15 protein-coding genes are annotated in these 21,730 nt (G+C 51.4%); 7 read left to right on the forward strand and 8 right to left on the reverse strand.

What is annotated here, in order from left to right; genetic code table 11:
• Nucleotides 1-386: 386 nt before the first annotated feature.
• A complete protein-coding gene (locus H5P27_RS05940) occupies nucleotides 387-5,408 on the forward strand; it encodes a putative Ig domain-containing protein (protein ID WP_185659452.1) in 5,022 nt (1,673 codons plus the stop codon).
• 145 nt (nucleotides 5,409-5,553) lie between these two features.
• Here H5P27_RS05940 and alaS read toward each other — a convergent pair whose 3' ends face one another.
• A complete protein-coding gene (gene alaS, locus H5P27_RS05945) occupies nucleotides 5,554-8,205 on the reverse strand; it encodes an alanine--tRNA ligase (protein WP_185659453.1) in 2,652 nt (883 codons plus the stop codon).
• Between the two features lie 139 nt (nucleotides 8,206-8,344).
• Nucleotides 8,345-9,442, reverse strand: a complete 1,098-nt coding sequence (gene leuB / locus H5P27_RS05950; RefSeq protein WP_185659454.1) for a 3-isopropylmalate dehydrogenase — start codon at nucleotides 9,440-9,442, stop codon at nucleotides 8,345-8,347.
• 268 nt (nucleotides 9,443-9,710) lie between these two features.
• On the opposite strand from leuB, the gene H5P27_RS05955 reads away from it, so the two are divergent.
• From H5P27_RS05955 to H5P27_RS05970, 4 genes are all read left to right on the forward strand, one after another.
• Nucleotides 9,711-10,355, forward strand: a complete 645-nt coding sequence (locus H5P27_RS05955) for an MBL fold metallo-hydrolase (protein ID WP_185659455.1) — start codon at nucleotides 9,711-9,713, stop codon at nucleotides 10,353-10,355.
• Between the two features lie 60 nt (nucleotides 10,356-10,415).
• Nucleotides 10,416-11,576, forward strand: a complete 1,161-nt coding sequence (ribD, locus tag H5P27_RS05960) for a bifunctional diaminohydroxyphosphoribosylaminopyrimidine deaminase/5-amino-6-(5-phosphoribosylamino)uracil reductase RibD (protein ID WP_221774620.1) — start codon at nucleotides 10,416-10,418, stop codon at nucleotides 11,574-11,576.
• Complete coding sequence (rdgB, locus tag H5P27_RS05965) at nucleotides 11,551-12,162, forward strand: RdgB/HAM1 family non-canonical purine NTP pyrophosphatase (RefSeq protein ID WP_185659456.1); 612 nt, start codon at nucleotides 11,551-11,553, stop codon at nucleotides 12,160-12,162. The genes ribD and rdgB overlap by 26 nt, the downstream gene beginning before the upstream one ends.
• Before the next feature lie 195 nt (nucleotides 12,163-12,357).
• The gene (locus tag H5P27_RS05970; RefSeq protein ID WP_185659457.1) at nucleotides 12,358-13,938 is read left to right on the forward strand and encodes a methyl-accepting chemotaxis protein; all 1,581 of its coding nucleotides are present in this window, start codon (nucleotides 12,358-12,360) and stop codon (nucleotides 13,936-13,938) included.
• A gap of 461 nt (nucleotides 13,939-14,399) precedes the next feature.
• Here the strand turns inward: H5P27_RS05970 and H5P27_RS05975 are convergent, their stop codons facing one another.
• The 3 genes from H5P27_RS05975 to H5P27_RS05985 form a co-directional block, all read right to left on the reverse strand.
• Complete coding sequence (locus H5P27_RS05975) at nucleotides 14,400-15,080, reverse strand: TorF family putative porin (protein WP_185659458.1); 681 nt, start codon at nucleotides 15,078-15,080, stop codon at nucleotides 14,400-14,402.
• A gap of 198 nt (nucleotides 15,081-15,278) precedes the next feature.
• Nucleotides 15,279-15,731, reverse strand: coding sequence for a DoxX family protein (locus H5P27_RS05980; RefSeq protein ID WP_185659459.1), 453 nt, complete (start codon nucleotides 15,729-15,731; stop codon nucleotides 15,279-15,281).
• Nucleotides 15,728-16,603: an SDR family oxidoreductase gene (locus H5P27_RS05985; RefSeq protein WP_185659460.1), complete on the reverse strand. Its 876-nt coding sequence runs from the start codon at nucleotides 16,601-16,603 to the stop codon at nucleotides 15,728-15,730. The genes H5P27_RS05980 and H5P27_RS05985 overlap by 4 nt, the downstream gene beginning before the upstream one ends.
• A gap of 266 nt (nucleotides 16,604-16,869) precedes the next feature.
• Here H5P27_RS05985 and H5P27_RS05990 point away from each other — a divergent pair, with 266 nt between their 5' ends.
• Together H5P27_RS05990 and H5P27_RS05995 are read left to right on the forward strand one after the other, a co-directional pair.
• Nucleotides 16,870-17,457 carry a hypothetical protein gene (locus tag H5P27_RS05990; protein ID WP_185659461.1) on the forward strand — a complete coding sequence of 196 codons (588 nt, stop codon included), beginning with the start codon at nucleotides 16,870-16,872 and terminating at the stop codon, nucleotides 17,455-17,457.
• Nucleotides 17,458-17,776: 319 nt separating this feature from the next.
• A complete protein-coding gene (locus H5P27_RS05995; protein WP_185659462.1) occupies nucleotides 17,777-18,535 on the forward strand; it encodes a DUF6515 family protein in 759 nt (252 codons plus the stop codon).
• Nucleotides 18,536-18,636: 101 nt separating this feature from the next.
• On the opposite strand, the gene H5P27_RS06000 is transcribed toward H5P27_RS05995, so the two are convergent.
• The 3 genes from H5P27_RS06000 to H5P27_RS06010 form a co-directional block, all read right to left on the reverse strand.
• Nucleotides 18,637-19,476 (reverse strand): CvfB family protein, encoded by an 840-nt coding sequence (locus H5P27_RS06000; RefSeq protein WP_185659463.1) that lies wholly within the window; start codon nucleotides 19,474-19,476, stop codon nucleotides 18,637-18,639.
• A gap of 127 nt (nucleotides 19,477-19,603) precedes the next feature.
• A complete protein-coding gene (locus tag H5P27_RS06005) occupies nucleotides 19,604-19,990 on the reverse strand; it encodes a Dabb family protein (RefSeq protein WP_185659464.1) in 387 nt (128 codons plus the stop codon).
• Between the two features lie 100 nt (nucleotides 19,991-20,090).
• Complete coding sequence (locus H5P27_RS06010; RefSeq protein ID WP_185659465.1) at nucleotides 20,091-21,677, reverse strand: aldehyde dehydrogenase family protein; 1,587 nt, start codon at nucleotides 21,675-21,677, stop codon at nucleotides 20,091-20,093.
• Between the last annotated feature and the right edge of the window lie 53 nt (nucleotides 21,678-21,730).

Here is a 21,730-nt window from a genome sequence, read left to right on the forward strand (position 1 = left end):
CTTTGCTTTTTAGGGAGCGGTGCGAGGCTCCTCATTACCCACCTGCGGTACACCTAGTGCTTTACCTGATAGAAAGAGAGTGTTCACCTCGATTAAAGCAGCTTGCTTTTACGACTCATGCAGACCCTAGCCCTTTTGGCAAATCTACCCCTACTATGGGTTAAATATACGCATTAGCCGAAATAAATCCTTCGATTAGGGCGCGGAATTCATAAGAAAAGGCTTTAAACATAGAGGTTACCACTTAGGTACGGCAACTGCTATACCCATCAAATTCCAAATAGTCACAAAAATCTGAAAAAAATTAGGGAACTTTCCCACGTAATATTTGCCTCCTCTTCCCTTTCTTCGAACGCAAATTTCAGGTTTAACTCTACATCTCTCTAATGTTTTCCCTTATTGATCTTTTAATGAAGGCGCGAACGACTAGGAGTCGTGCCTCTTTCTACACCGCTTTAACGCTGGTGGTATTTGCAGGCTTGTCATTGGCAACGACTGTGAGCTCCCGTGAGGTGACTCTCTCTGCCGACAGAGGTGACCGCGAGGTCCAAGACACTGGCTCTATGAGCTGGCACACCCCTGCAACTTATCGAGTTGGTGGAGTGGCTTATCGAAAGGATGGCGCTGCAGTGATGGCTTTTCAGCTTCCTTCTTTAGATGCAGGTGAGAGCGTTACCGGAGGTAGCTTTGCTGCAACCTTGTCAGGAATAGCGAACACCCCCTCTGGGACGGTAGATATATACGGCTTACTAAGTCGCTCTAGCGCGGCCATCTTGGCCACCGACTACGTAGAAGGAGCTTTCGCAGACAAATCTGGAGCTTGGGCTCTAGTGCAGAATTTTGCTTTGCCGAATACTGCCAGCGGACGTTTGACCAGCTCTTCTTCGGCGAGCGACGCGATCGCCGACTATATCAACGCTCAATACGCGGCGGGTGCCGAAGCGGGCGATTGGCTGATTCTTGTTTTAGCTCCCTCCAATAGTGATGAGAGCAATTACCGCTACTGGACATTCGTCTCGGCGGATGGATCGAGCGCGCCGACTCTCACATTGGAAATTGGCGAAGGGGAAACCGCCGAACCAAACACAGTGCCGGTAGCCTCTAGCCTTACATCGCAATCAGTTGAAGCTGGTTCCTCCTTTTCTTACACCTTTCCTGCCTTTACCGATGCGGACGATGAGGCTCTCAGTTACACTTTTTCGGGAGCTCCAACGTGGGTTTCCCTATCTGGCAGAACTTTTTCGGGTACGGCTCCTAGCTCTGCATCTGCTAGTTCATGGACTATCGTTTTGACTGGGACTGACCACGCGGGAGCAAGTGCGAGCGCCAGCTTCTCGCTTTCAGTTACAGAGGCTCCTGCTGAGCCTGTAGAGGAAACCACAACTCCACCAGTAACCGACACGGGCAGTTCCTCAGGAGGGGGAAGCTCTACGGCTGACCGCACCGTAAGTCTGAAGGCCAACGGGGCAGACCGTGAAGTGCAGCAGGGCGGTTCCATGAGTTGGTACACGCAGAAATTTTACCGAGTTGGTGGTGTATCCTACGGTAAAGATGGCGCTGCCGTTATACCGTTTCAGCTCCCGGAACTATCCGACGGAGAATCAGTAGTCAGCGCTACCTTTTCGGCACAACTAAACGGCATCGGAAATGTTCCGTCCGGGACTGTTGATGTCTATGGATTGTCCAGCCGCACTAGCTCCTCTGTTTTGAGCACAGATTACCTCGAAGGAACATTCCAGGACCGTACGGGAGCTTGGGCTCTTTCGGCCAGTTTCGCCATCCCGACTTCATCAACAGGGTCGATTTCGACTTCTTCTAGTTCGTCTACTGCAATTGCGGACTACATAAGTGCACAGTATGAATCGGGCGCGGAAGCCGGGGATTGGATCTTTATCGTGCTCGCCCCGTCCAAAGCGGACGAAAGTAACTATCGCTATTGGGAGTTTGCCTCCTCGGAGAGTGGAGCTGGACCTGTATTGAGTTTGGGTATCGGTTCGGGTATCAGCTCAGGTGGTTCTGCTACGACGAATTCTGCTCCGGTTGCTTCGACTTTGAGCGACTACACTCTGTCCGAAGGCGAAGCGCTAAGCTATACGTTCCCAGCCTTTACAGACCCTGATGGAGATACCGTTTCTTACGCCGTTTCTGGCTCACCATCATGGATTTCACGCTCAGGACGAACTTTCTCCGGCACAGCTCCGAGCGGATCTGGTGGCAACAGCTGGACCGTTACGGTAACGGGATCCGATCCAAGCGGCGCCAGCGCGTCTGCCTCTTTCACCATCACGGTTGAAACTCCAATCATTACAGAACCGGAAGAGACAGAAGATCCTGTAATCCCAGTTTCTAGCGAAGATACTTCTACCGAAGACTCAGGTAGTGGCAGCAGTTCTGGCGCAACGACGGAATCCCGCGAGATATTGCTCACTGGCAATACCTCAGACAGGGAAGTTCAGCAGGGGGGCACAACGAGCTGGCCGACTCAGAAAACTTTCCGAGTTGGTGGGGTCGCATACAACAAGGATGGTGCCGCAGTAATGGCATTCCAGCTGCCTACTCTAGAAGAAGGCGAAAGCGTCATTGGTGGCGAGTTCTCAGCTAAGTTGACGGGTATCGCTAACACGCCTGCGGGAACAGTCGATCTGCACGGCTTGTCCAGTCGCTCTTCTTCTACGGTGCTTGGCGGTGACTTTCTCGAAGGAGCTTTCGCTGACGGTAGCGGTTCCTGGGCACTATCCCAGAGTTTCGCGACTCCCAGCACCTCGGTTGGCGTTTTAACCACTGGCGAAGATGACAGCTCGCGTATTGCGACCTATATTACGGAGCAGTATGATTCCGGCGCCGTAGCGGGAGACTGGATCTTTCTGGTGCTTGCTCCATCGCACTCAGACGAGAGTAACTACCGTTATTGGACCTTCGCCTCTGCCGACGGTAGTCCAAAGCCTCAACTTTTGCTATCTATCGGCACAGCGGCGACAGCGGGAAGCACCAATTCGGCTCCGGTTGCGTCCTCGCTTACTGCTCAATCTGTTGAGGCGGGGAGCGCAGTATCTTATACAATCCCGGCTTTCTCCGACGCAGATGGCGATACCGTCACCTATTCTGCAACAGGTGGCCCATCTTGGCTTACTCTTTCGGGGCGCACATTCAGTGGCTCCGCCCCAAGTAGCGCTGCCGGTGGCGAATGGACCGTGACTGTGAAAGGGACTGATACCTCAGGCGCCTCTGATTCTGCGAGTTTTGCTCTCGAGGTTACTGAAGTAGCCACGTCTAGCTCGGATACGGAAAGTGAAGACAGTTCTAGCAGTGGAGGTGGATACACGCCGATTCCGGATGCTCCCGTCGAGGGATCCGCAGTTATTCAGCTCCAAGGAGAAATCGTGGACAACGCGCTGCTCAGCAATGGCGGTTCAATGTGGGTCGGTTCTACGTCGATTCGAATTGGAGGATCCAACAGCGGAATCGATAGTGCGGCAGTTTATGCTTTCCAGCTTCCAACCTTGCGAGACGGAGAGATCATCACCGATGTGAAGCTTTCCTTCTACATGAATGGGTATGGTCTGACTCCAGCTGGGTCAGTGGACCTTTACGCAGTAGATTATGGAAATGATCCATTTACCGATGGTGGTTTCTATTACTCTGGGGTGTACGGAGGGGATACGAATAGTGCCGTTTGGCCGATTCAGGATAACGTTTTCTCCAATAACCAAGGCACTGGATTGGTTTCCACCAACAGTGTAGGTTCCACCAACATGATCGCTTTCCTGGCGAACCAGTACCTGAATGGGGCTCTAGAGGGAGACATGATATACTTCCGTATGAATTCCGACCGGGCGAACGAGAGTGACTACCGCTATTGGGAGATCGCTTCCGCGAACGACACGTCCAAACGTCCGGTTCTTTCTATCGAAGTATCATACGATAGGGTGAATTCTGCTGGCTCTACTCCAATTGCGAAACCTGTGGAGCGTGAGGTGTATTACGAGGGTGAATACGTACCATTCTCTCTCGATGAAGATCTTTTCGATTCCGTTTTGGATCCTGAAGATGTAACTTGGATCTCCAATATCGACGGCTTCTTGGATAGAGGATTCTCGATTGCTACAGATGCTTTAAGCGTTGGTGTGCATAACGTATCCGCGATTTGGATTAGCAATGAAGGTTCTATCTTCCGCTACGACGTAACTGTTGAGATCGACCCTGTGAGTATGCTGCCAACTTCGGCGAGCTCACTGTCGAGTCGAGGCGTTACTTGGTATTTCGATAAGGCTTACCCAACAGGTCGCTTCATCAATGGTGACCACTACGTCGTTGCGCCTCAAGGTCTGACCTTGACCAAGATCACACCAGGCTGGGATGGCGTAAAGAATGGGGCTGAGATCAATCCGAAGGGAGCGGGTAGGTCCAATAACCACGGGTTTGATACTCGTGTCGAAACGACGACCTACGATGCGAGCCTTAATATCGCTGATGATCTGCCTATTCATGTGGCGACCAACTCTTCCGTTGTAAGTGCCCTAGGTAGTGCGGCAGAGACGTCTCTCGGCCTGTTCCTTGATGATGTCGCGGTTCTTACTATCCTGCCAACTCGGCCTGCGGATATGAGTTTCCGTCCTCCTTATGCGGGTGATGACAAAAGAATCATCGGTACCAAGGACGATTTGGATATGAGCTTCCTGCAGAATCTTCCGCATCCAACCAACATGCGTTATCCAAGCTACAAAGTAGGTAACGTCTTGCTCGATGTGATTTCAAATTGGACCAACAACTACCTGAAGACCCAAGCTGGTCAGCACAAGTATGGTAGACAAATCGCTTACGGTTTCGCGGATGCGGTGCTCTGGTTGAACTTGGACTATTACGATGCTCAAAAGCTGCCTGTACTTGAAAACGTGGTACAACGTGGTATCGACGCTTATGGTAGTGCCAAGTCTGGTGTTCAGTTCATTGCTGATGGCGGTATCAACGTAGGAAGAAAGCTGGTCGTTGTGGTCGCTGCGAAAGCTCTCAATGATCCGGAGATGCTGGAGTGGGCTGATGGCGAAAAACATCACCACTTCCAAGAAGATACGCAGCATCTGTACATCACGCAGGATATCATAAACTCGAATAGCAAGTTTAACCAATCCCACCTTGGAATGGCCGAATGGGCGTTCAACCATTGGGAAAAACCTGATTTGACCACGCCTGAGTGGAGTGCTCCTTATCGTAATGTAAATGGCTCTCCTAATATCGGCACTTATCTTGCAGTTGAGTTCATGGGTTTGCGCGAGCTCTGGAATCACGAGCCGTTCTTTGAATACCTCGAGAACCGCTACTGGCCGAGAGAAGAGGCAAACCGAGCCAATGGATTAAATTACATCTACAAGTTCTACGGCGAGCTTTGGGATACCTATATAGCCGAATAGCTACTTAGATACTTTTCTTTCGACGGAGCCTTTGCTTAGGGCTCCGTTAGGAGCCGGTTCGGCCTACCAATTATAAACAAGAAGCCTCTATCCTTTTCGGATAGAGGCTTCTTTTGTTTTTGAAGTTCTTTCTTTGTCTACGTGACTAGAGCGAAAAGGCGTCGATCGTCTTTTGCAGGTCAGCCACGTTGGCAGCTCCGCCCATAGCGAAGTCGGGCTTTCCTCCGCCGCGGCCGTTGAGTTTGGCGGTCGTTTCGCGGATGATGTCGCCAGCCTTGTATCCAGCGGCGATAGCTCCTTGGGAGGCGAAGGCAACGACGCTTACCTTGCCCTTGATTTCTGCGCCCAATAGCACGACACCTTCTTCGAGCTTGCCGATGACATTAGCTCCCAGTTGGCGTAGAGCATTGGGATCCGAGGCTTCGACTTTCGCGGCTACGAGCTTGAGGCCATTGGACTCCTTGGCCGCTTTGAGGAGATCGTCTGCCAAATTGCCGCTAGCTTTTTGCTTGAAGCTCTTGAGTTGCTTTTCGAGTTCAGCGTTGCGAGCCAGAACTACATCGATTTTCTTTAGCAACTCATTTGGAGCGGTAGACAAGCTTTTTGAAGCGATAGCAATTGTCGATTCGATGTCGTTGATGTGCGAATACAAGGAATCTCCAACGATGGCTTCGATACGTCGAGTTCCGGCAGAGATACCTGTTTCGCTGGTGATTTTGAGAAGGCCAATTTCGCCTGTGCCGCGAACGTGGGTGCCACCGCAAAGTTCTTTAGAGAATCCGCCAATATCGACTACGCGCACGACATCGCCGTACTTGTCGCCGAAGAAAGCCATTACTTCCTTTGGCTTTTGGTCAAAGGGTGTTTCGAACCATTCGACCTTGCAGTTGGCTAGCAATTGCTCATTGCAAAGGCGTTCAATCAGCGCGAGCTGTTCGGGCTTTATTGCCTCGAAGTGAGAAAAGTCGAAGCGGAGTCGCTGGTTGTCTACGAGAGAGCCGGCCTGGCGAACGTGAGTTCCGAGAACCTTGCGAAGCGCCCAGTGGAGAACGTGCGTGGCGGAGTGGTGCCGTTCGATCGATTTGCGACGATCGTGATCAACTATCAAGTTTGCTACCTGTCCCAGTGCGATTCCGGCCAGGTCGCCGGATACCTTGTGAAGATGTCTACCGTTTGGATCCTTGATGGTGTCGACTGCCTGGAAATGAGCGCCTTCGAATTCGATCGCTCCGGTGTCTCCCACTTGACCACCCATTTCTGCATAGAAAGGAGTTTGGTTGAAGACGAGGTAAGCTGCGTCATCGGCTTCAACGATGTCGATAAGCTCTGCCTCGTCCGCCATGGTGTCGAAGCCCACGAACTTGGTGGCTTCTAAAGCTGAGTCAGAGTCGGCGACTAGGATATCCGACTTTTTCTGTGAAGCTCGAGCCTTGGAGCGTTGTTTCTCCATTTCGACCTCAAAGCCCTTGGTGTCTACGGAAATGCCTTTCTGCTTGGCCATCAATTCTGTGAGGTCCAAGGGAAAGCCGTATGTGTCATACAGGGTGAACGCGTTTAGGCCGGAGATTTCGCCTTCGTCGGTGGCTATCTTATCGAATAACTGGATACCGCGATCCAAGGTTCGGCCGAAGGCGTCCTCTTCCGATTTGATAATCTTTTTGATGATTTCCTCTTGCTGGGCCAATTCAGGGAAGACGTGACCCAACTGATTTACCACCACCGGTACTAGATTCGCGAAGAATCCGTTCTCTAGGCCTAGCTTGCGACCGTACATGACAGCGCGGCGTAGGATGCGGCGGAGGACGTAGTTGCGATTTTCGTTACCAGGAAGAATTCCGTCCGCAATCGAACAGCTCAAGCAACGTATGTGGTCCGCCAATACGCGGAAGATGATGTCCTTCATCTCGACATCGGTTATGTTGTCGAGATCGGCGGGAAGCGTACGTTGGTAGCTGTGTCCAGAGAGCTTTTCGAACTCCTGAAACAGTGTATCAAACAAGTCGGAGTTGTAGTTGCTCGGTGGAGTCGAAAAATCAGTGAAGTTTTTGGAAGTCGCCATGATGCCGGCGACACGCTCGAATCCCATTCCCGTATCGACGTGCTGAGCCTTGAGCGGCACGTAGTCGCCCTCGGGGGTTGCGTTAAACTGGATAAATACGAGATTCCAGATTTCGATGCAGTAGGGGGAGTCGGCGTTGACCAGAGACCCCTTTGTGTCTCCATCGGGCGTCAGGTCCACGTGTAGTTCGGAGCACGGGCCGCATGGGCCGGTGTCGCCCATCATCCAGAAATTATCCTTTTTGTTTCCGAAGACGATATGGATTTCGGGATCAAGTCCTGCTTTTTCGAATACGGCTTTCCAGAAATCGTAGGCCTCTTGGTCGAATTCAGCTGGATCCCCTTCACCTGGTTTGTAGACAGAAGCGTAGAGGCGTTCCTTTGGGAATTTCCAGACTTCCGTAATTAGCTCCCACGCCCATTCGATCGCTTCCTTCTTGAAATAGTCTCCTATGGACCAGTTGCCCAGCATTTCGAAGAAGGTATGGTGGTAGGTGTCTAATCCAACGTCTTCCAAATCGTTGTGCTTACCTCCAGCTCGAATGCACTTCTGTGTATCCGCTATACGGGGATTTGCGGACTCGCGTTCTCCGAGGAAGTAGGGGACAAACTGGTTCATGCCCGCGTTCGTGAAAAGCAAGTTCGGAGCGTCCGGCATCAAGGAAGCGGAGGGCACGATGGCGTGCTGTTTCGAGGAGAAGAAGTCTAGGAACGACTGGCGTATTTCGTTGGACGTCATGTCTAAGTATGTTTGGGACCGAGTCTAGATGCTGTAGAACGCGATTGTTCTGGGGAGCTATGAGCTTTACGGCGATGAGGAGCGGCGTGAGTTCGAATAGGTCGCGCCGCGTCCGTTTGCTGTTTTAAGAAAGAGAGCGTTACAGTCTCTCGATAATGGCAGCCGCCATTTCCTTGGTGCCGATCGAAGGCTTGCCGAATGAAATGTCGCCGGTACGGAATCCGTCCATGACGGCTTGCTTGACGGCTTTTTCTATTTTCTCGGCAATTTCGTTTTCGCCGAAGCTGTAGCGAAGCATCAGAGCTGCTGATAGGATTTGGGCGCAGGGGTTGGCAATGCCTTTTCCCGCGATGTCCGGAGCTGTTCCGCCGGAAGGTTCGTAGAGTCCGAATGGGAGGTCGTACTTGTTTTTTCCAGTGCCCAAGGACGCGGAGGAAAGCATACCCAAGCTTCCGCACACGATGCCCATTTCGTCCGAAATGATATCCCCAAACATGTTTTCAGTGACGATGACGTCGAACTGATTTGGGTCGCGGGCCATTTGCATGGCCGCGTTGTCCACGTACATGTGGCTGAGCTCAATCTCTGGAGCGTGCTTGGCTACGTATTCAGTGGCGGTTTTTCGCCAGAGGACCGAGGTGGTCAATACGTTGGCCTTGTCGACTGAACAGATCTTGCCGGAACGAGCTTTCGCGGAGGCGATTGCGACATCGAGTATCCGCTCGATTTCACTCTTCTTGTAGACCATCTCGTCGGTGGCCTGGATATCGCCGTCTTCCAAAGTTTCAGTACGCTTCGGGCCAAAGTAGATGCCGCCAGTTAGCTCGCGAACGCAAACCATGTCGATTCCTTCGGGGATTCTCTCCGCCTTCAAAGGCGAAGCATCGGTGAGCTCTTGGTACAGGAGGCCAGGACGCAAGTTTGCGAACAGGTTGAAGTGCTTCCGGATAGGGAGCAGGGCCGCACGTTCCGGTTGCTCGGCTGGAGGCAGGTTTTCCCACTTTGGACCGCCGATAGAGCCGAACAAAATCGCATCTGCTTCTTCGCAAACCTTGATGGTCGAGTCGGGGAGAGCCTTGCCTTCGTTGTCGATTCCGGCGCCACCTACGTGGGCTTCGGTGTAGTCAAGCTTGATGCCGGCGGGCTCGGTAGCCGCTTTTAGGACATCGAGAGCGACCGACATTACTTCCGGGCCGATGTAGTCACCGGGGAGAACTGCGAATTTGAGCGTTTTCATGAAGGGGGGCAATTGAGGGGGAAAACGCGTCTTTTTAAAGCGTATTTTTAGGCTTAGCGGCTGTTCGGGGATAATTCTGGCTTTGATTCCGCTCGGCAAGCTCCAGCCGGACCTAGGCTTTGCCTCTCCTGCGGGCGGATGGAGCCTTCAAGTAGCGCGAGAGGATTTCCAGAAGTTGGTCGGGGCGGAAGGGTTTGGTCGAATGCTCGTCGACTTCTGCTTCGGTTGATTGTTGTGTTTGTTTTCAGGGCAATTATCTCCGGTATCCATGCCAGTAAATGTAAGGATTTTCCCAGCAGGATATATTCAGACCAATGCCTTTTTGCTTAGCGATCCCGAACGCGGGGAAGCTATCTTGATCGATGCTCCCCACGATTTAGTCGAACCCGTCGAAAAGGCATTGCAAGAAGACGGCTGCGAGCTGGTAGCCCTCTTGCTGACGCACGGACACTACGACCATATCGGAGACGTTGCGAAATTTTCGCGGAAAGGAGTGCCTGTCTATGGCCACGGCGCTGACAAGGTTCTGTTCGAGAATCCCCAATGTATGTCCTCCTACGCGTTTCCCGCTGACATCGTTTTGGAAGGCTTTGAGGTCGACCACTGGATATCGGACGGGGATATGCTTGAGTTTCTAGGGATGGAGTGCCAAGTCAGGCACGTGCCGGGGCACTGCCCTGGAAATGTCTTGTTTTACTTTCCTGCCGCGAGAGCGGCGTTTGTGGGAGATGCCTTATTCGCGGGGGGAATAGGCCGAACCGATCTACCAGGGGGAAGTTTTTCGGAGCTTGAAAATTCGATTCGAACCAAGATTTATACTTTGCCCCCGGAAACGGTTGTTTTACCCGGACATGGCCCCAATACCACAGTCGATGACGAACTGGCGCATAATCCGTATGTTTCTGCGGAATAGGGAATTGCGTGCCTCGCTAAAATACTTTCTATGGGTGCGACTTAGCCACTTTTGTCTTACATGACCCAGCCAGAAAAAGAGACTTACATGAAGGCTGCCCTTGAAGAAGCCCGTAAAGGGTGGGGCCGCACGCATCCGCAGCCTATGATAGGAGCGGTATTGGTAGAGAATAAGGAAATTGTCGCCACCGCATGCATGGAACAACCGAGTTCTACCGCCCTTGAGATCCGGCTTTTCGAAGGTCTCGGCAGGAAGCCTAAAAGCGATGCTGCCTTGTTTCTGACTCTTGAACCCGGGGCTAGCTCCAACCGTCTCGATGCAGGGGTTCGAGCAATTGTGGAGTCTGGCATTAAATACGTTCTCATAGGAGCCAGCGATCCTGTGGCGGAGAACGCGAATAAAGGCGCGGACGCTTTGAAGGAGGCTGGAGTTAAGGTAGAGCGTCGGATTTTGATCGAGGAATGCGAGGACCTGAATCTGGTATCTAATTTTTGGCTACAGAATAGAGTCCCTATCTTTGCCGCCAAATCCGCTACGACTTTGGACGGCAAGATCGCCTGCCGGACCGGCGAGTCGAAATGGATCACTGGAGAGCAGGCACGTCAGAACGTCATGAAGTGGAGGCGCCTCTTTCCCTCTATTGCCGTGGGCGCAGGAACTTTAGTGGACGATGATCCTCGTCTTACGGCGCGTATCGAGGGAGAGCCCGAGTGGTGCGGCGTGCGTTTCGTTTTCGATGGGTTGCTTCGGACGGCTATGGAACGCTATTTGCCGAGCATGTATACCGACGATTTTCGCGACAATACGATCGTGGTAACGACCGATGCGGCGGGAACCGGATATATCCGGAGACTGGAGACGGAAGGCGTAAATGTTTGGGTGTTGCCGGTTGAAAACATGAAAGTCCCTTTTCCTGTTTTCCGTAAGAAATGCGCGGATGTCGGCATAACCGGAGTCTATTTCGAAGGTGGCAGCCGCCTGGTGAGTGAGCTTCTGCACACGAGGGAGCTCAACTATCATTTCAACTACCGTGCTCCCATCCTCATGGGGGATGATAAAGCCAAATCCGTTTACCGTGGTTTGCGGACTGAAAAACTATCTCAAGCGATTCGTCTGGAGAAAGTTCGCCAAGAAATTTTTGGCGATGACCAGCTAATGAGGGGCTTCGTGAGCTACCCGGCTCGTCTGGATGTGGATGAAACTGTATTTAGCAACGGGTAACCTGCACAAGATTCAGGAATTGAGATCCATGCTGGCGAATGCCCGTTTGGATGTTGACGTTTTTGATCCGTCCGCAGTCGGCGGAATGCCTGAAGTGGTGGAGGATCAGGACACGTTTTCAGGGAACGCGCTCAAAAAGGCTCGTTGTCTGGCAGAGTTGCTACCCGACGATGGCTGGGCTTTGGCCGATGACAGCGGACTGAGCGTAGACTTTCTCGATGGTGCCCCGGGCGTCTACTCAGCTCGGTACGCAGGGGAAGGCGCTAGCGATTCGGAAAACCTGGAAAAGCTACTCAAGAAATTGCACTCGGTGCCTTCGGACCAAAGAGGTGGTGGTTTCCAGTGCCATTTGGCGTTGGTATCGCCTCAGGGTGAAGAATTCGTTTTTCGGGGAGAATGTCGGGGAATTATTTCCAAAGCTCGGACAGGAGAAGGTGGCTTTGGCTACGATCCTATATTCGTTCCGAAGGGTTTTTATCGGAGTTTTGCTGAGCTTTCCCGAGAAGAAAAAGCCAAGCTGAGTCACCGTGGCGAGGCAATGAGGGCTTTGATCGACTGGATCTCCCGAAGGCTGAGCGAGGCATAGGTCCTGCTTGGGAGCTTGCCTGATTTGGGGTGTTGACCTCGATGAGTATTAGGGCGCTTGAAGTTGAGCAGTCCTAAGGCGCCCCATATCGAGTAATTCCTCTAAGGAATTGCCTCAGTCCGACGTATTTATGGTTTCCGCATTCCCCCTTGGTCTTTGGGGAGGGTATCTATTTAGATAATTTGGAGTATAGCCATGAGTAAATTGACATTGCAGCAGCGATTAATGGGAGGGTTTTTGGCCGTAGCCGCGATCGGTTTGGTTATTGGTCTTGTTGGACTGAGTGGCCTGAGGGAGTCTCGCTTAGCAATTTCAGAGATCAGGGATCAAGTGTTTGAGAGGGGAAAATTTTTAGTCAGCGCCACAGATCTCGCTCGGTCTTCTCAGGTGAACTTTAAAATCCAGGTTCAGGAATGGAAGAATACTTTGATTCGCGGACACGATAAAGAGCAGTTCAACAAGTACTGGGGAAAATTCCAGGAAAGGGAGGCTATCGTCCAAAAGAATTTCCGGGACCTGGAGGCCCTTTTGAACAAGTACGAAGTGCCTAGCGAAGATATCGTCGAGGCAGCCGAGGAGCATTTAAAGCTGGGGCACGCCTACCGGGAGGCGATCAAGAGTTTCGATGCCGGCGATCTCAGGGCTCATCAAACGGTCGATAAGCTGGTAAAGGGAATCGATCGCGAACCGACCCGTAAGATCGATGACATCGTATCTCGGGTGAAGGCTTTCGAGGCAGATGCTGCTGCGAGCAGATCCGAAGAGTTCGAGGCAAGTTCCAAAGCGATCAGCCTAGCAACCACGATTGTAATGATACTCGGTGTCTCAATCGCAGTGGCTCTTGGACTCTGGATTGGCGGTTCGTTGACCAAAAAGATTAAGCAAATTACAACTTCACTGCAGGTAGGGTCGGAAGTTGTTGATAATGCATCGAGTGAAGTCTCACGTTACGGACAGGCTCTGGCTGACTCGACCAATCGAGAAGCAGCGTCCATGCAGCAAGCGAGCGCTTCTCTTGAAGTTTTAGCGAGCAACACTCGTCGTAACGCCGAAACGGCCAATGCCGCAAGCGACATCGCCAACCAGACACGTTCTGCGGTCAACAGTGGCAAAGGGCAGATGGATGAGATGCAGGCAGCTATGTTGGCGATACAGACTTCTAGCGACGGCATTTCCCAAATCTTGAAGTCGATAGATGAAATTGCGTTTCAGACCAATATTTTGGCCCTAAATGCTGCGGTAGAAGCGGCGCGTGCAGGGGAGGCTGGAGCAGGATTTGCAGTTGTAGCTGATGAAGTTAGGAACCTCGCTCAGAGAAGCGCTAAGGCGGCTCAGGAAACGTCTGAGCGTATCGAGGATTCTATTACAAAAAGTCGCCATGGTGTTGAGCTCAGCACCCGTGTGACAGTAAGTTTAGAAGACATTCTCCAAAAGGCGGCTGAGCTAGACGATCTTGTCGCAAGTATTGCCGAATCCGTAGCCCAGAACAAAGATGGCGTCGACCAAGTGAATACAGCGATTCGCAGTATGGAGAATTCATATCAGTCCAATGCCGCCTTGACTGAGGAAAGTGCCGCATCGGCCGCAGAGCTAAGTGAGCAGGCCTTGTCTCTCAATCGCTCCGTTGGAGAACTGGCTGGATTGTGCGGATTGCCGGTGTCTTCGCATCAAGAAGGCGTCGGTCGGAATCTACATACCTTGCCGCAAGCCGAGCGAGGTCGGCGCTTAGAATCATCTTTTGAGGCGAATCGGAAAGAATCTAGTCTTTGGAACTAGCGACGACGCTTTGCGTCGATAGGCTCTGAATAGGTGGTGCGGCGAATTTTTTGAAAGCTATCGGTGCGACGGATGTAAAGTCGTTAAAACTTTTAATAGACCATCAACCAAACTTGAAAATATTGCGTGAAAACGGATTTCTCCGATGGCAAAATCTGAAAAGTGGTTAAGTTTACAAGCAGAGAGAACGTTAATGGTATATAACCAGAGAGAAGTAAGGGTTAGCCCTTTTTTTCTGAATTGAACAACAGCAATTTCCAAACTTTGGACTGCGCGGAAACGCGCTTAGGTTCAGGATCAAGGCAACAATAAAGGGATAGCTGGCTTGGAGGGGGGCCTCCGAGCCAGCACTTTTTTTGCCTAGTGCCCAGAGTTTTCAGCGCATACGAAAAGGCCCACCGCGAACTTATCGCAGTGGGCCTCGAAATTAGTTTCAAACATTACCCCTGAGGGGGCTCTGTTTAGAAGCTTGTCGTGAAGGAAATGCCGCCCCAGAGGTTTCCGTCTGGAGAGTAGCCGAGGTCCTCGTCGTTTGCGCTGTAACGGAGACCAGCCGCTACGGAAGTGCTGTCGCTGATTTGGTACACGTAGTCAGCGGTTGCACTGTAGTAGAGGTAGTTGAAGCCAGCATCCTCGCGTGCGTAACCAACTGCGGCACCTAGTTCGATGCTAGACACGTCGTCGATAGCGATCGAGTGACCGATGGATGTCTCTAGAGTGAGAACTTCGAGGTCGAAGTCGTAGAAGACGTAAGCTCCTGGAGCCAAGGCTGTGTCTGCAGTTACTCCGACAAAAAGTTCGAAAGTTTCGTCACTCGCGTCTGGGTAGTGGTAAATAGTGCCGCCGAGATCGAGTTGTAGCGTGTCATTCAGAGCGTAGCCCCAGCCGCCGTAGAGATCTATTTCCGTCGAATCTTTACCGAAGCTGTCGATTGCTTCACTGCCCCACAGGCCGAAGTAGTAGTCGCCATAGGCGCCTTCGATTCCGCCTTGGAAGCTTTCGCTCGCCAATTCAACACCACGGAAGACGTACTCGGATTCGACACCGTAGTTTACTTCCCAAGTAAGTTCTTGAGCGTTCATGTTGGCTGCGCACACGAGGCCCGCAGCTGTCGCCAGAGTAGCGATAACTTTAGTATTCATTTTCTAGTTTGTAGTTTAGTTTGTTTGATCGGACTCCGAAGAGTCGGAAAGTTAGTTCCGCAAAAACTGAAATAGTTCCACGTTCTTACTGAACCGGGCGGAACATGCGGTAGATCGCCTGTTTGGAAAGTAAAAAATCAGGTTTTTAGACAAACCGTTGAGGCGTAAACTGAAGTTTACCCGAACATACTTAGGTGTCTAACCCTTACGTGATTCAAGGAATGAATCTAAGGACCACTTTCCTAGCTTGTAGTGGGGTAGCATTACACAGACCCCAAGGAGGCACAGGTTCTTGACGAAATTACTTCGTTGCATGGTGTCCCAAATCCATTGGTTTTGCAGATCAAGCTCAGGACTTTGGTATCCCTGTAGAGCTGGAGCATGTATCAGAGCAGTGACTACGATAAGAAATGTTCCCAGCATTACGGATGCGACCTTCAATCGATATCCGAGAGCGATCATGCCTCCTCCGGCCACAAGAAAGATTCCGCACGAAAAAGAGACCAATCTCGGTATCGGCATCCAACCGGGCATCATTTTTTGAATCAGCACATCTCGGAAAATATGCTCTCCGCCGAGTCCGATAAAGATAAGGCTGAACAAAAGTCTGAAAATGACATCTGAAGTGTCTTTTCCTACAAGAGCTTTCATCGATTTTTTGGCCCCCATTCTGAGATTTTTGGTAAGGTACGGTAGAGTAGCCTGTGGTAAAGAAAACGAGGTAAGGCTCGTCTCAGGTAGTAAAATATCCGAGCATCTGGTGTGCCCGTGGACCTCAAGGGAGGCCGTTTTCTGCGGGATATGGCGAATATGTGTTTTGCTACGTCTTTGGAGGTGCAAGGTGTACGAGTCATTATCTTCTCGACGAAAGATTTCATATTCTCGTAATGAGCCTTGTACTCCGAAGAGCTACGTCCTTCCTCTTTGGAGCGAGAGTAGAGGACCTTCTTAAATGCCAGCGAATTTATGAAACCTGGCTGTACTAAGCTTACCTTTATTCCCCAAGGCTTCATTTCGTACCAAAGCGCTTCAGTCGCTCCCTCCAAGGCGAATTTTGAAGCAGAATAGGAAGCCATGGTCGGCATCGCCATCATGCCGCTTACTGATGATACGTTGACGATCCTGCCGACTCTTCTCCTTCGCATTTGTGGTAGGCATTCTCGTATGAGGTGCATGGGACCCAAGTAATTGACCTGCATTTGCCTTTGCTCGTCCTCTTGGCTCATATCTTCCACGGTGGCGCGGTAGGAAATACCTGCATTGTTGATCAGGATATCTACAGGACCGAATTGGGTCTCTACCTTCTTCACTAGCTCTGAGGCAGCTTCATAGTCAGCCACGTCCAGTTCCTCGACCTGGATTCGCGAGCTTTTGGCGATGGTCTGTTCCCTCAGCTCCTGGGCGGAATGCGGCAGGGCGGTGGCAATAACGCAATAGGGATCTCGGTCGAAAAGCTGGATCAATTCGAATCCGATACCTGAGCTGCAGCCAGTAATTAGGACTATTTGGGGAGGGTGGGGCAAAGCAGTCAAAACGTGGCCTAAAACCGCCAAAACGCAAAAACTACTTTTCTGCCTCGATGTGTCGATTCGTCGGAGCTCTGAACTAAAACCTTACGTATCCAGTGAATTGAATACGCCCCGACTAGGTAAAACTAAGGCATTTTTTTTGCGCGAGGGTACGGTTGTGTAAAAGCTCTGCTAAGAGACCGTAAGTTATCTATCAATGTCTTTCAGGCTACTTGATGGAGGGGTGTTTTAGACGATTCTTCCGGGAACCGTCCGCCAAAATGAATATGAAGATAAGAGAAAAGCGCTGCTGGATATTGTTAACTATTTGTATCATTATTAGCAATACGCTTTGGAGCCAAAGCTCTGTCTATTGTATGCAGAACGGATCTTGGCTCCCGGTCTATGAGGTGAGGAATAACGCTCCCTATTGTTTTACGGGAGATAGCCTCGTTAAAGCTGATAGCCAATCGTTAACCATGCTGGCGAGCGAGTCTTTTGGACACGGCTTCGTAGAAGTAGAAATTTTGGAGAACAAGCGCTCAGGAGTTATCCAGAACGACCAAGGCCTGCGTTTCGTTACCGATAAAGGTCGTTTTGACTTTGTTGCCCGCGTTAAAGCGACTACAGACGTGGAAGACCTGTACTGCGTGATGCGATTCAATAAGTATGGTGACGCTAAATTCGTCTGCCACCGAATTGGGAGCCTGAAAAGAGGAGGAAGTAGCCTCATCACATTTTCTCTTCAGCTCAAATATGAGATGCCAGAGCAGATCCATTTTTACTCAGGCACCGAAGAGATCCGTTCGAATTTGGTTCCAGCTAGCTACGCCTATCAGTTCGGCGATTTCTTGCTAGCTTCCAACTGACCATGTGGACTCAGCCACGGGATAGAGCAAAGAAAAGGCGGACCGCCTACCCCTAAGCGATCCGCCACTAGTTTTCTTTGTTACCCCAAAAGTGAGAACGCTAAGCGTGTCTCATGCTTTCTAAGACGGCTCGAATGAACGATTGTTCAATTTTTTTGCCTCTTTTTCCGAAAAAGATTTAGGCTGAAAATTCAGGGAGTTGGTCAGGTGTCTCTTGTGGGAAGCCGTCGATTTTCATTACGCAAATGTAATGCAACCTGAGCTCCGGTTTTTCGTCTAAGTGAGCATAACAAAGTTAATGCTTTTTGAGATCAGACACATGAAGACGAAAATTTTTAAAATGGCTTTGAGCCTTGTTTTAGCCGGGCTCTCGAGCGCTGCGCTTCCTAGCGGCAGCCTATCGGCAAAACCGCAAGCTGAGGCGAGGCAGCAGACCGAGTCCAAATCGCAGCCCAAGTCCAAATCGCAGGCTCAGGCTGTTGCCCGCAAGGATTCTAAGACTCAGATTAACAAGCAACTTCCGAGAGGGGCAGTGCAAGTCGAGGTCGGCAAAGATCGATACCAGTATCATAATGGAACGTTTTACCGGAAGGGGAATGCAGGCTATGTGCGGACTCGAGCACCGCGCGGGGCCGTGGTATCAAGCCTTCCAAGAGGCTACGTGAGTATCGTTATCGGAGATACGATCTACTTTCGTTTTGGAGGAGTCTTCTACACTCGGTCTCCATTCGGCTATGTCGTAGTCGAGGCCCCGATTACACTTTCTCAAGGTTCCCAGACCGTTGTCTCCGATTCAGCGGATGTGGAAGTTGAATTTTCAGATGGGTACGAATCCATATGGATCGGAGAGCGCGAGTTGTTGTTCAAGGACGGGCAATTCTTTCGACGTTCAAGCGAGGGGCTTGTTTGGGTAGCGGCTCCGATGGGCGCGGTAGTTAGCAACCTTCCTACAGATGCAACTACAGTATGGTATGAGGATATCGAATACTTCGATTCCGACGGAACTTATTTTCGAAGAGCCCCGGACGGTTTTCGGGTGGTGGAAGCTCCCTGGGAGCAAATGACGGCTGCCGAATAGACTTTTTACAGGTAGGTTTAGACACAAATAGGTTGGGCGGTATCTGGAGACCTTTCTCTAGGTGCCGCCTTTTGGCGCACTCTCAAAGCGATCGTGCCTAGCTACTTTTTTATTAGCTCCACCCCGCCATCAACAAATTGAATGAGCCTTTGCTTGTAAAGGGAACCTAGGGCTTGCTTAAAAGCCTTTTTGCTGACGTCGAATGTTTCACGAATCTGTTCTGGCGGGGAACGATCGTCCAAGCCTAGGAATCCATCCCCATTTTTCAGTTCCTCGATAATTCGTTCCGCGAGTGGTCCGACTCTCGAATAACCGGAGGCGTCTCTCCTGAGGTCGATGGCTCCGTCCGGCCTAATCTTGTTGATGTATCCTTTAAACTGATCTCCCACATTTAGGGGTTCCGAGAGCTCGTTATCATAGAGCAGGCCGATATGAGAGCTGTTAATCAGTGCCTTGTAACCTAGTGGCGTTTCGCCGATCACGATGAGGTCGACTTGTTCCTGTGGTTTGTAGGCGGCTCGGTATTTACTGAGAAATCTCGCGTGTTTCTCGCTGGCAACGATTCTGCCGCTTGCTTCATCCACGTAGATTCTAACGACACGGGTGTCGCCAACCCGGACTCGGCCTTTCTGTTCGCGGAATGGTAGCAGCAAGTCTTTGCTCAGTCCCCAATCGAGGAAGGCGCCCATCTTATCGTGTACCTCTAGCACTTTTAGGGCAGCGAATTGGTCGACTTCCGCGAGCGGCGTCTCCGTGGTGGCAACGAGTCGATCCTCTGAGTCCAGATAAATGAAAACCGGGATTTTGGAATTGGGAGTCACGCCTTTGGGCACGTAGGCGTTTGGCAACAAGATATCTCCCAGCTCGCCACCGTCTAGGTAGAGCCCGTGCGGCGATTCGTTCAAAATCGAGAGTGTGTTTCTTTTTCCAAGTTCTGCCATGAGGTAATAGTTAGGAGCGGGGAAGCTGAGTGCGAAGGGCTTTCGCTGCAAGCTCTAGAATTTAGGAGCAGAAAAGCCCGCTTCACAATGAAGCGGGCCTTAGAAAATTGAGTAGTAAGCTGCCGACTTAGTTTGTAATGTCGAAAGTCGTGCTGTGGCTGCGAACTGGCAAGTAGGACTCGTACCACTTCTTCTGAGCGTCGCTACCTGCGTAGTCCTTCAGTGCTTGTTCACTCTTGAACTCCATGACAAATGCATGGGTACGGTCGCCTTGAGCTTTTATGGTTTTGATCCAAACCCGCTCGATTCCCTCATAGTCGTGGGCGAGTGTTACAACGCTTTCGAGGGCAGCCTTTATGCTGTCTTCAGTGGCGTCTTCTTTCCAGGAAACTGTTACGACATGGATGACGCTAGTCGGGGTGACGGCGTCTTCCTCGTGGTGGGCGGCTTTCAACACTGAAGTGCCGAAGGCGAGAAATGCTAGGGAGGTTAGGGCAAAAACTAGTTTTTTCATGAATGTGGGATCTATTGTTGGTTTCGGTTAGAGAGACGATTCGGAACCTTCTCCTCCGGGATTACGCTAAGGCAAACAACATGATTGCGGCAAAGCGTTGCTAGGCTGGCAGATCTTGGTCTGTGTATTCGCCGTCGACTAATCGCAGCAGTCCACTGATTGGGTTACGGTTTCTCAAAATAGGAGGAAGCCTATCTTCTCTGACGTTGTCGTAGCAGTGTAGGGCACTGAATCGAAGCATGCTGGCCGGGAAACCAACAGCGGTGAACCCTGGGTGCCCGGTTGCTGGATACGGTCCACCGTGGTTCATGGCCGGGCAAGGAGTTACGCCTGTGGGGACTTTGTCGTTCAGAAGCCTGCCTGCCTTGACACGCAGTGTGCGGGCAAGCGGTGCGTACGCTTTTTCGTTTTCGCCGCTCGATCCGGAAAAAATGCTCGCTGTGAGGTTTCCTTGCAAAGTTCGTGCAATCGCTCGCGTTTCATCAGGATTGGCGGCAATGACCACGAGAGCGACAGGTCCAAATGCTTCGCTTTGCAGAGGGGTGGGCCGTTTCAAAAACTCAGTCGCGCTTATGCGTAAAAGAGTTGGCAGATAACCGATATGTTTTGTCGGAGAGGGGCGGCCACCAGTCAGAACGGTCGCTCCGGCCTCCAGCATAGTTCCCACAGCTGCTGCGATCGCATCTTGTCCCGATTGAGATAGGAGCACTCCCGGGGCTGTCTTCGAAAAGAGTTCCTCGAGTTCGTCGGAAAACGCTAAGCCTGCTTCGGTCCCTTCTGCGACGATCAAGCCAGGCTTAGTGCAAAATTGCCCAGATTCGCTGGTGCAAGACAGATGAAGCGCTTCGGCAATTTCCGAGCTACGAGCCTTGAGCGCCTCCGACAAAACGAATACCGGATTGACGGAAGACATTTCCAGGTAGATCGGCTTGCCTGCTTCTTCAGCAGCTTTTTTAAGGGCCATTCCAGCCGGTCTGCTTCCGGTAAACCCGACGGCCCCTACTTGAGGATGCGAGACAAGCTTAAGGCCCGTTTCCCTTTTCGTCTCATAGAAAAACTGAACGGTCGCTCGAGGCAAGCCAACCGAATCGCAGGCCTTTTGGGCTATGATTGCCAGTCTTTGCGAAGTGTAGGGATGGGAAGGATGCCCTTTGGCGATGACCGGATTGCCAGCAGCGATGGCCGACGCAAAGTCGCCACCGGAAACGCCATTGTAAGCGAACGGAAAATTGTTGGGCCCCAAAACAACCACAGGCCCTCCTAGGGGACCTCGCATGGAACGAATGTTTGCCTGGCTGGCGATAGTCGGCTCTGTCCATCGAGCTGAGCTCGCGGATTTTGCGGCCTCGCGTAGTTGGAATATGGTCCGTGGCAGTTCTTTCTCGAGGAACCTCGATGTCGCTTCCAGTCCGGTTTCTTCTTGAGCTATCTTCGCGAGTTGCTGTGCCTCAGACTCTATCTGTGCGGCATATGTATCCAAAAAGTCCGCAATCAAAGCAGAAGGCACGTCTAGTAGCTCTTCCGCAGCCTGCGAGCCGGCTTGGATCATCTGCTCCAGTTCGTCCCAGGCGGAAACTGGAAAGGATCTCTCGGTGAGCGATTTATTCTCACGCGGATCAAAGGAATGAAAGGTTGATGAAGGAGAAACGGCATCTCGCCAGCTTCCGTCTAGCAGAATCTTTTGCATCTTACGGCCGTCGGTTTGGATTAAAGGCTAGTTTTCGACAGGATGGCTGGAAT

The organism is Pelagicoccus albus, from assembly GCF_014230145.1.
Lineage (GTDB): Bacteria > Verrucomicrobiota > Verrucomicrobiia > Opitutales > Opitutaceae > Pelagicoccus > Pelagicoccus albus.

Bases quoted from the DNA above. Each gene is read 5' to 3' on its own strand.
- H5P27_RS05940 (WP_185659452.1), top strand. From the start codon at position 387: ATGTTTTCCCTTATTGATCTTTTAATGAAGGCGCGAACGACTAGGAGT.
- alaS (WP_185659453.1), bottom strand. From the start codon at position 8,205: ATGACGTCCAACGAAATACGCCAGTCGTTCCTAGACTTCTTCTCCTCG.
- leuB (WP_185659454.1), bottom strand. From the start codon at position 9,442: ATGAAAACGCTCAAATTCGCAGTTCTCCCCGGTGACTACATCGGCCCG.
- H5P27_RS05955 (WP_185659455.1), top strand. From the start codon at position 9,711: ATGCCAGTAAATGTAAGGATTTTCCCAGCAGGATATATTCAGACCAAT.
- ribD (WP_221774620.1), top strand. From the start codon at position 10,416: ATGACCCAGCCAGAAAAAGAGACTTACATGAAGGCTGCCCTTGAAGAA.
- rdgB (WP_185659456.1), top strand. From the start codon at position 11,551: ATGAAACTGTATTTAGCAACGGGTAACCTGCACAAGATTCAGGAATTG.
- H5P27_RS05970 (WP_185659457.1), top strand. From the start codon at position 12,358: ATGAGTAAATTGACATTGCAGCAGCGATTAATGGGAGGGTTTTTGGCC.
- H5P27_RS05975 (WP_185659458.1), bottom strand. From the start codon at position 15,080: ATGAATACTAAAGTTATCGCTACTCTGGCGACAGCTGCGGGCCTCGTG.
- H5P27_RS05980 (WP_185659459.1), bottom strand. From the start codon at position 15,731: ATGAAAGCTCTTGTAGGAAAAGACACTTCAGATGTCATTTTCAGACTT.
- H5P27_RS05990 (WP_185659461.1), top strand. From the start codon at position 16,870: ATGAATATGAAGATAAGAGAAAAGCGCTGCTGGATATTGTTAACTATT.
- H5P27_RS05995 (WP_185659462.1), top strand. From the start codon at position 17,777: ATGAAGACGAAAATTTTTAAAATGGCTTTGAGCCTTGTTTTAGCCGGG.
- H5P27_RS06000 (WP_185659463.1), bottom strand. From the start codon at position 19,476: ATGGCAGAACTTGGAAAAAGAAACACACTCTCGATTTTGAACGAATCG.
- H5P27_RS06005 (WP_185659464.1), bottom strand. From the start codon at position 19,990: ATGAAAAAACTAGTTTTTGCCCTAACCTCCCTAGCATTTCTCGCCTTC.
- H5P27_RS06010 (WP_185659465.1), bottom strand. From the start codon at position 21,677: ATGCAAAAGATTCTGCTAGACGGAAGCTGGCGAGATGCCGTTTCTCCT.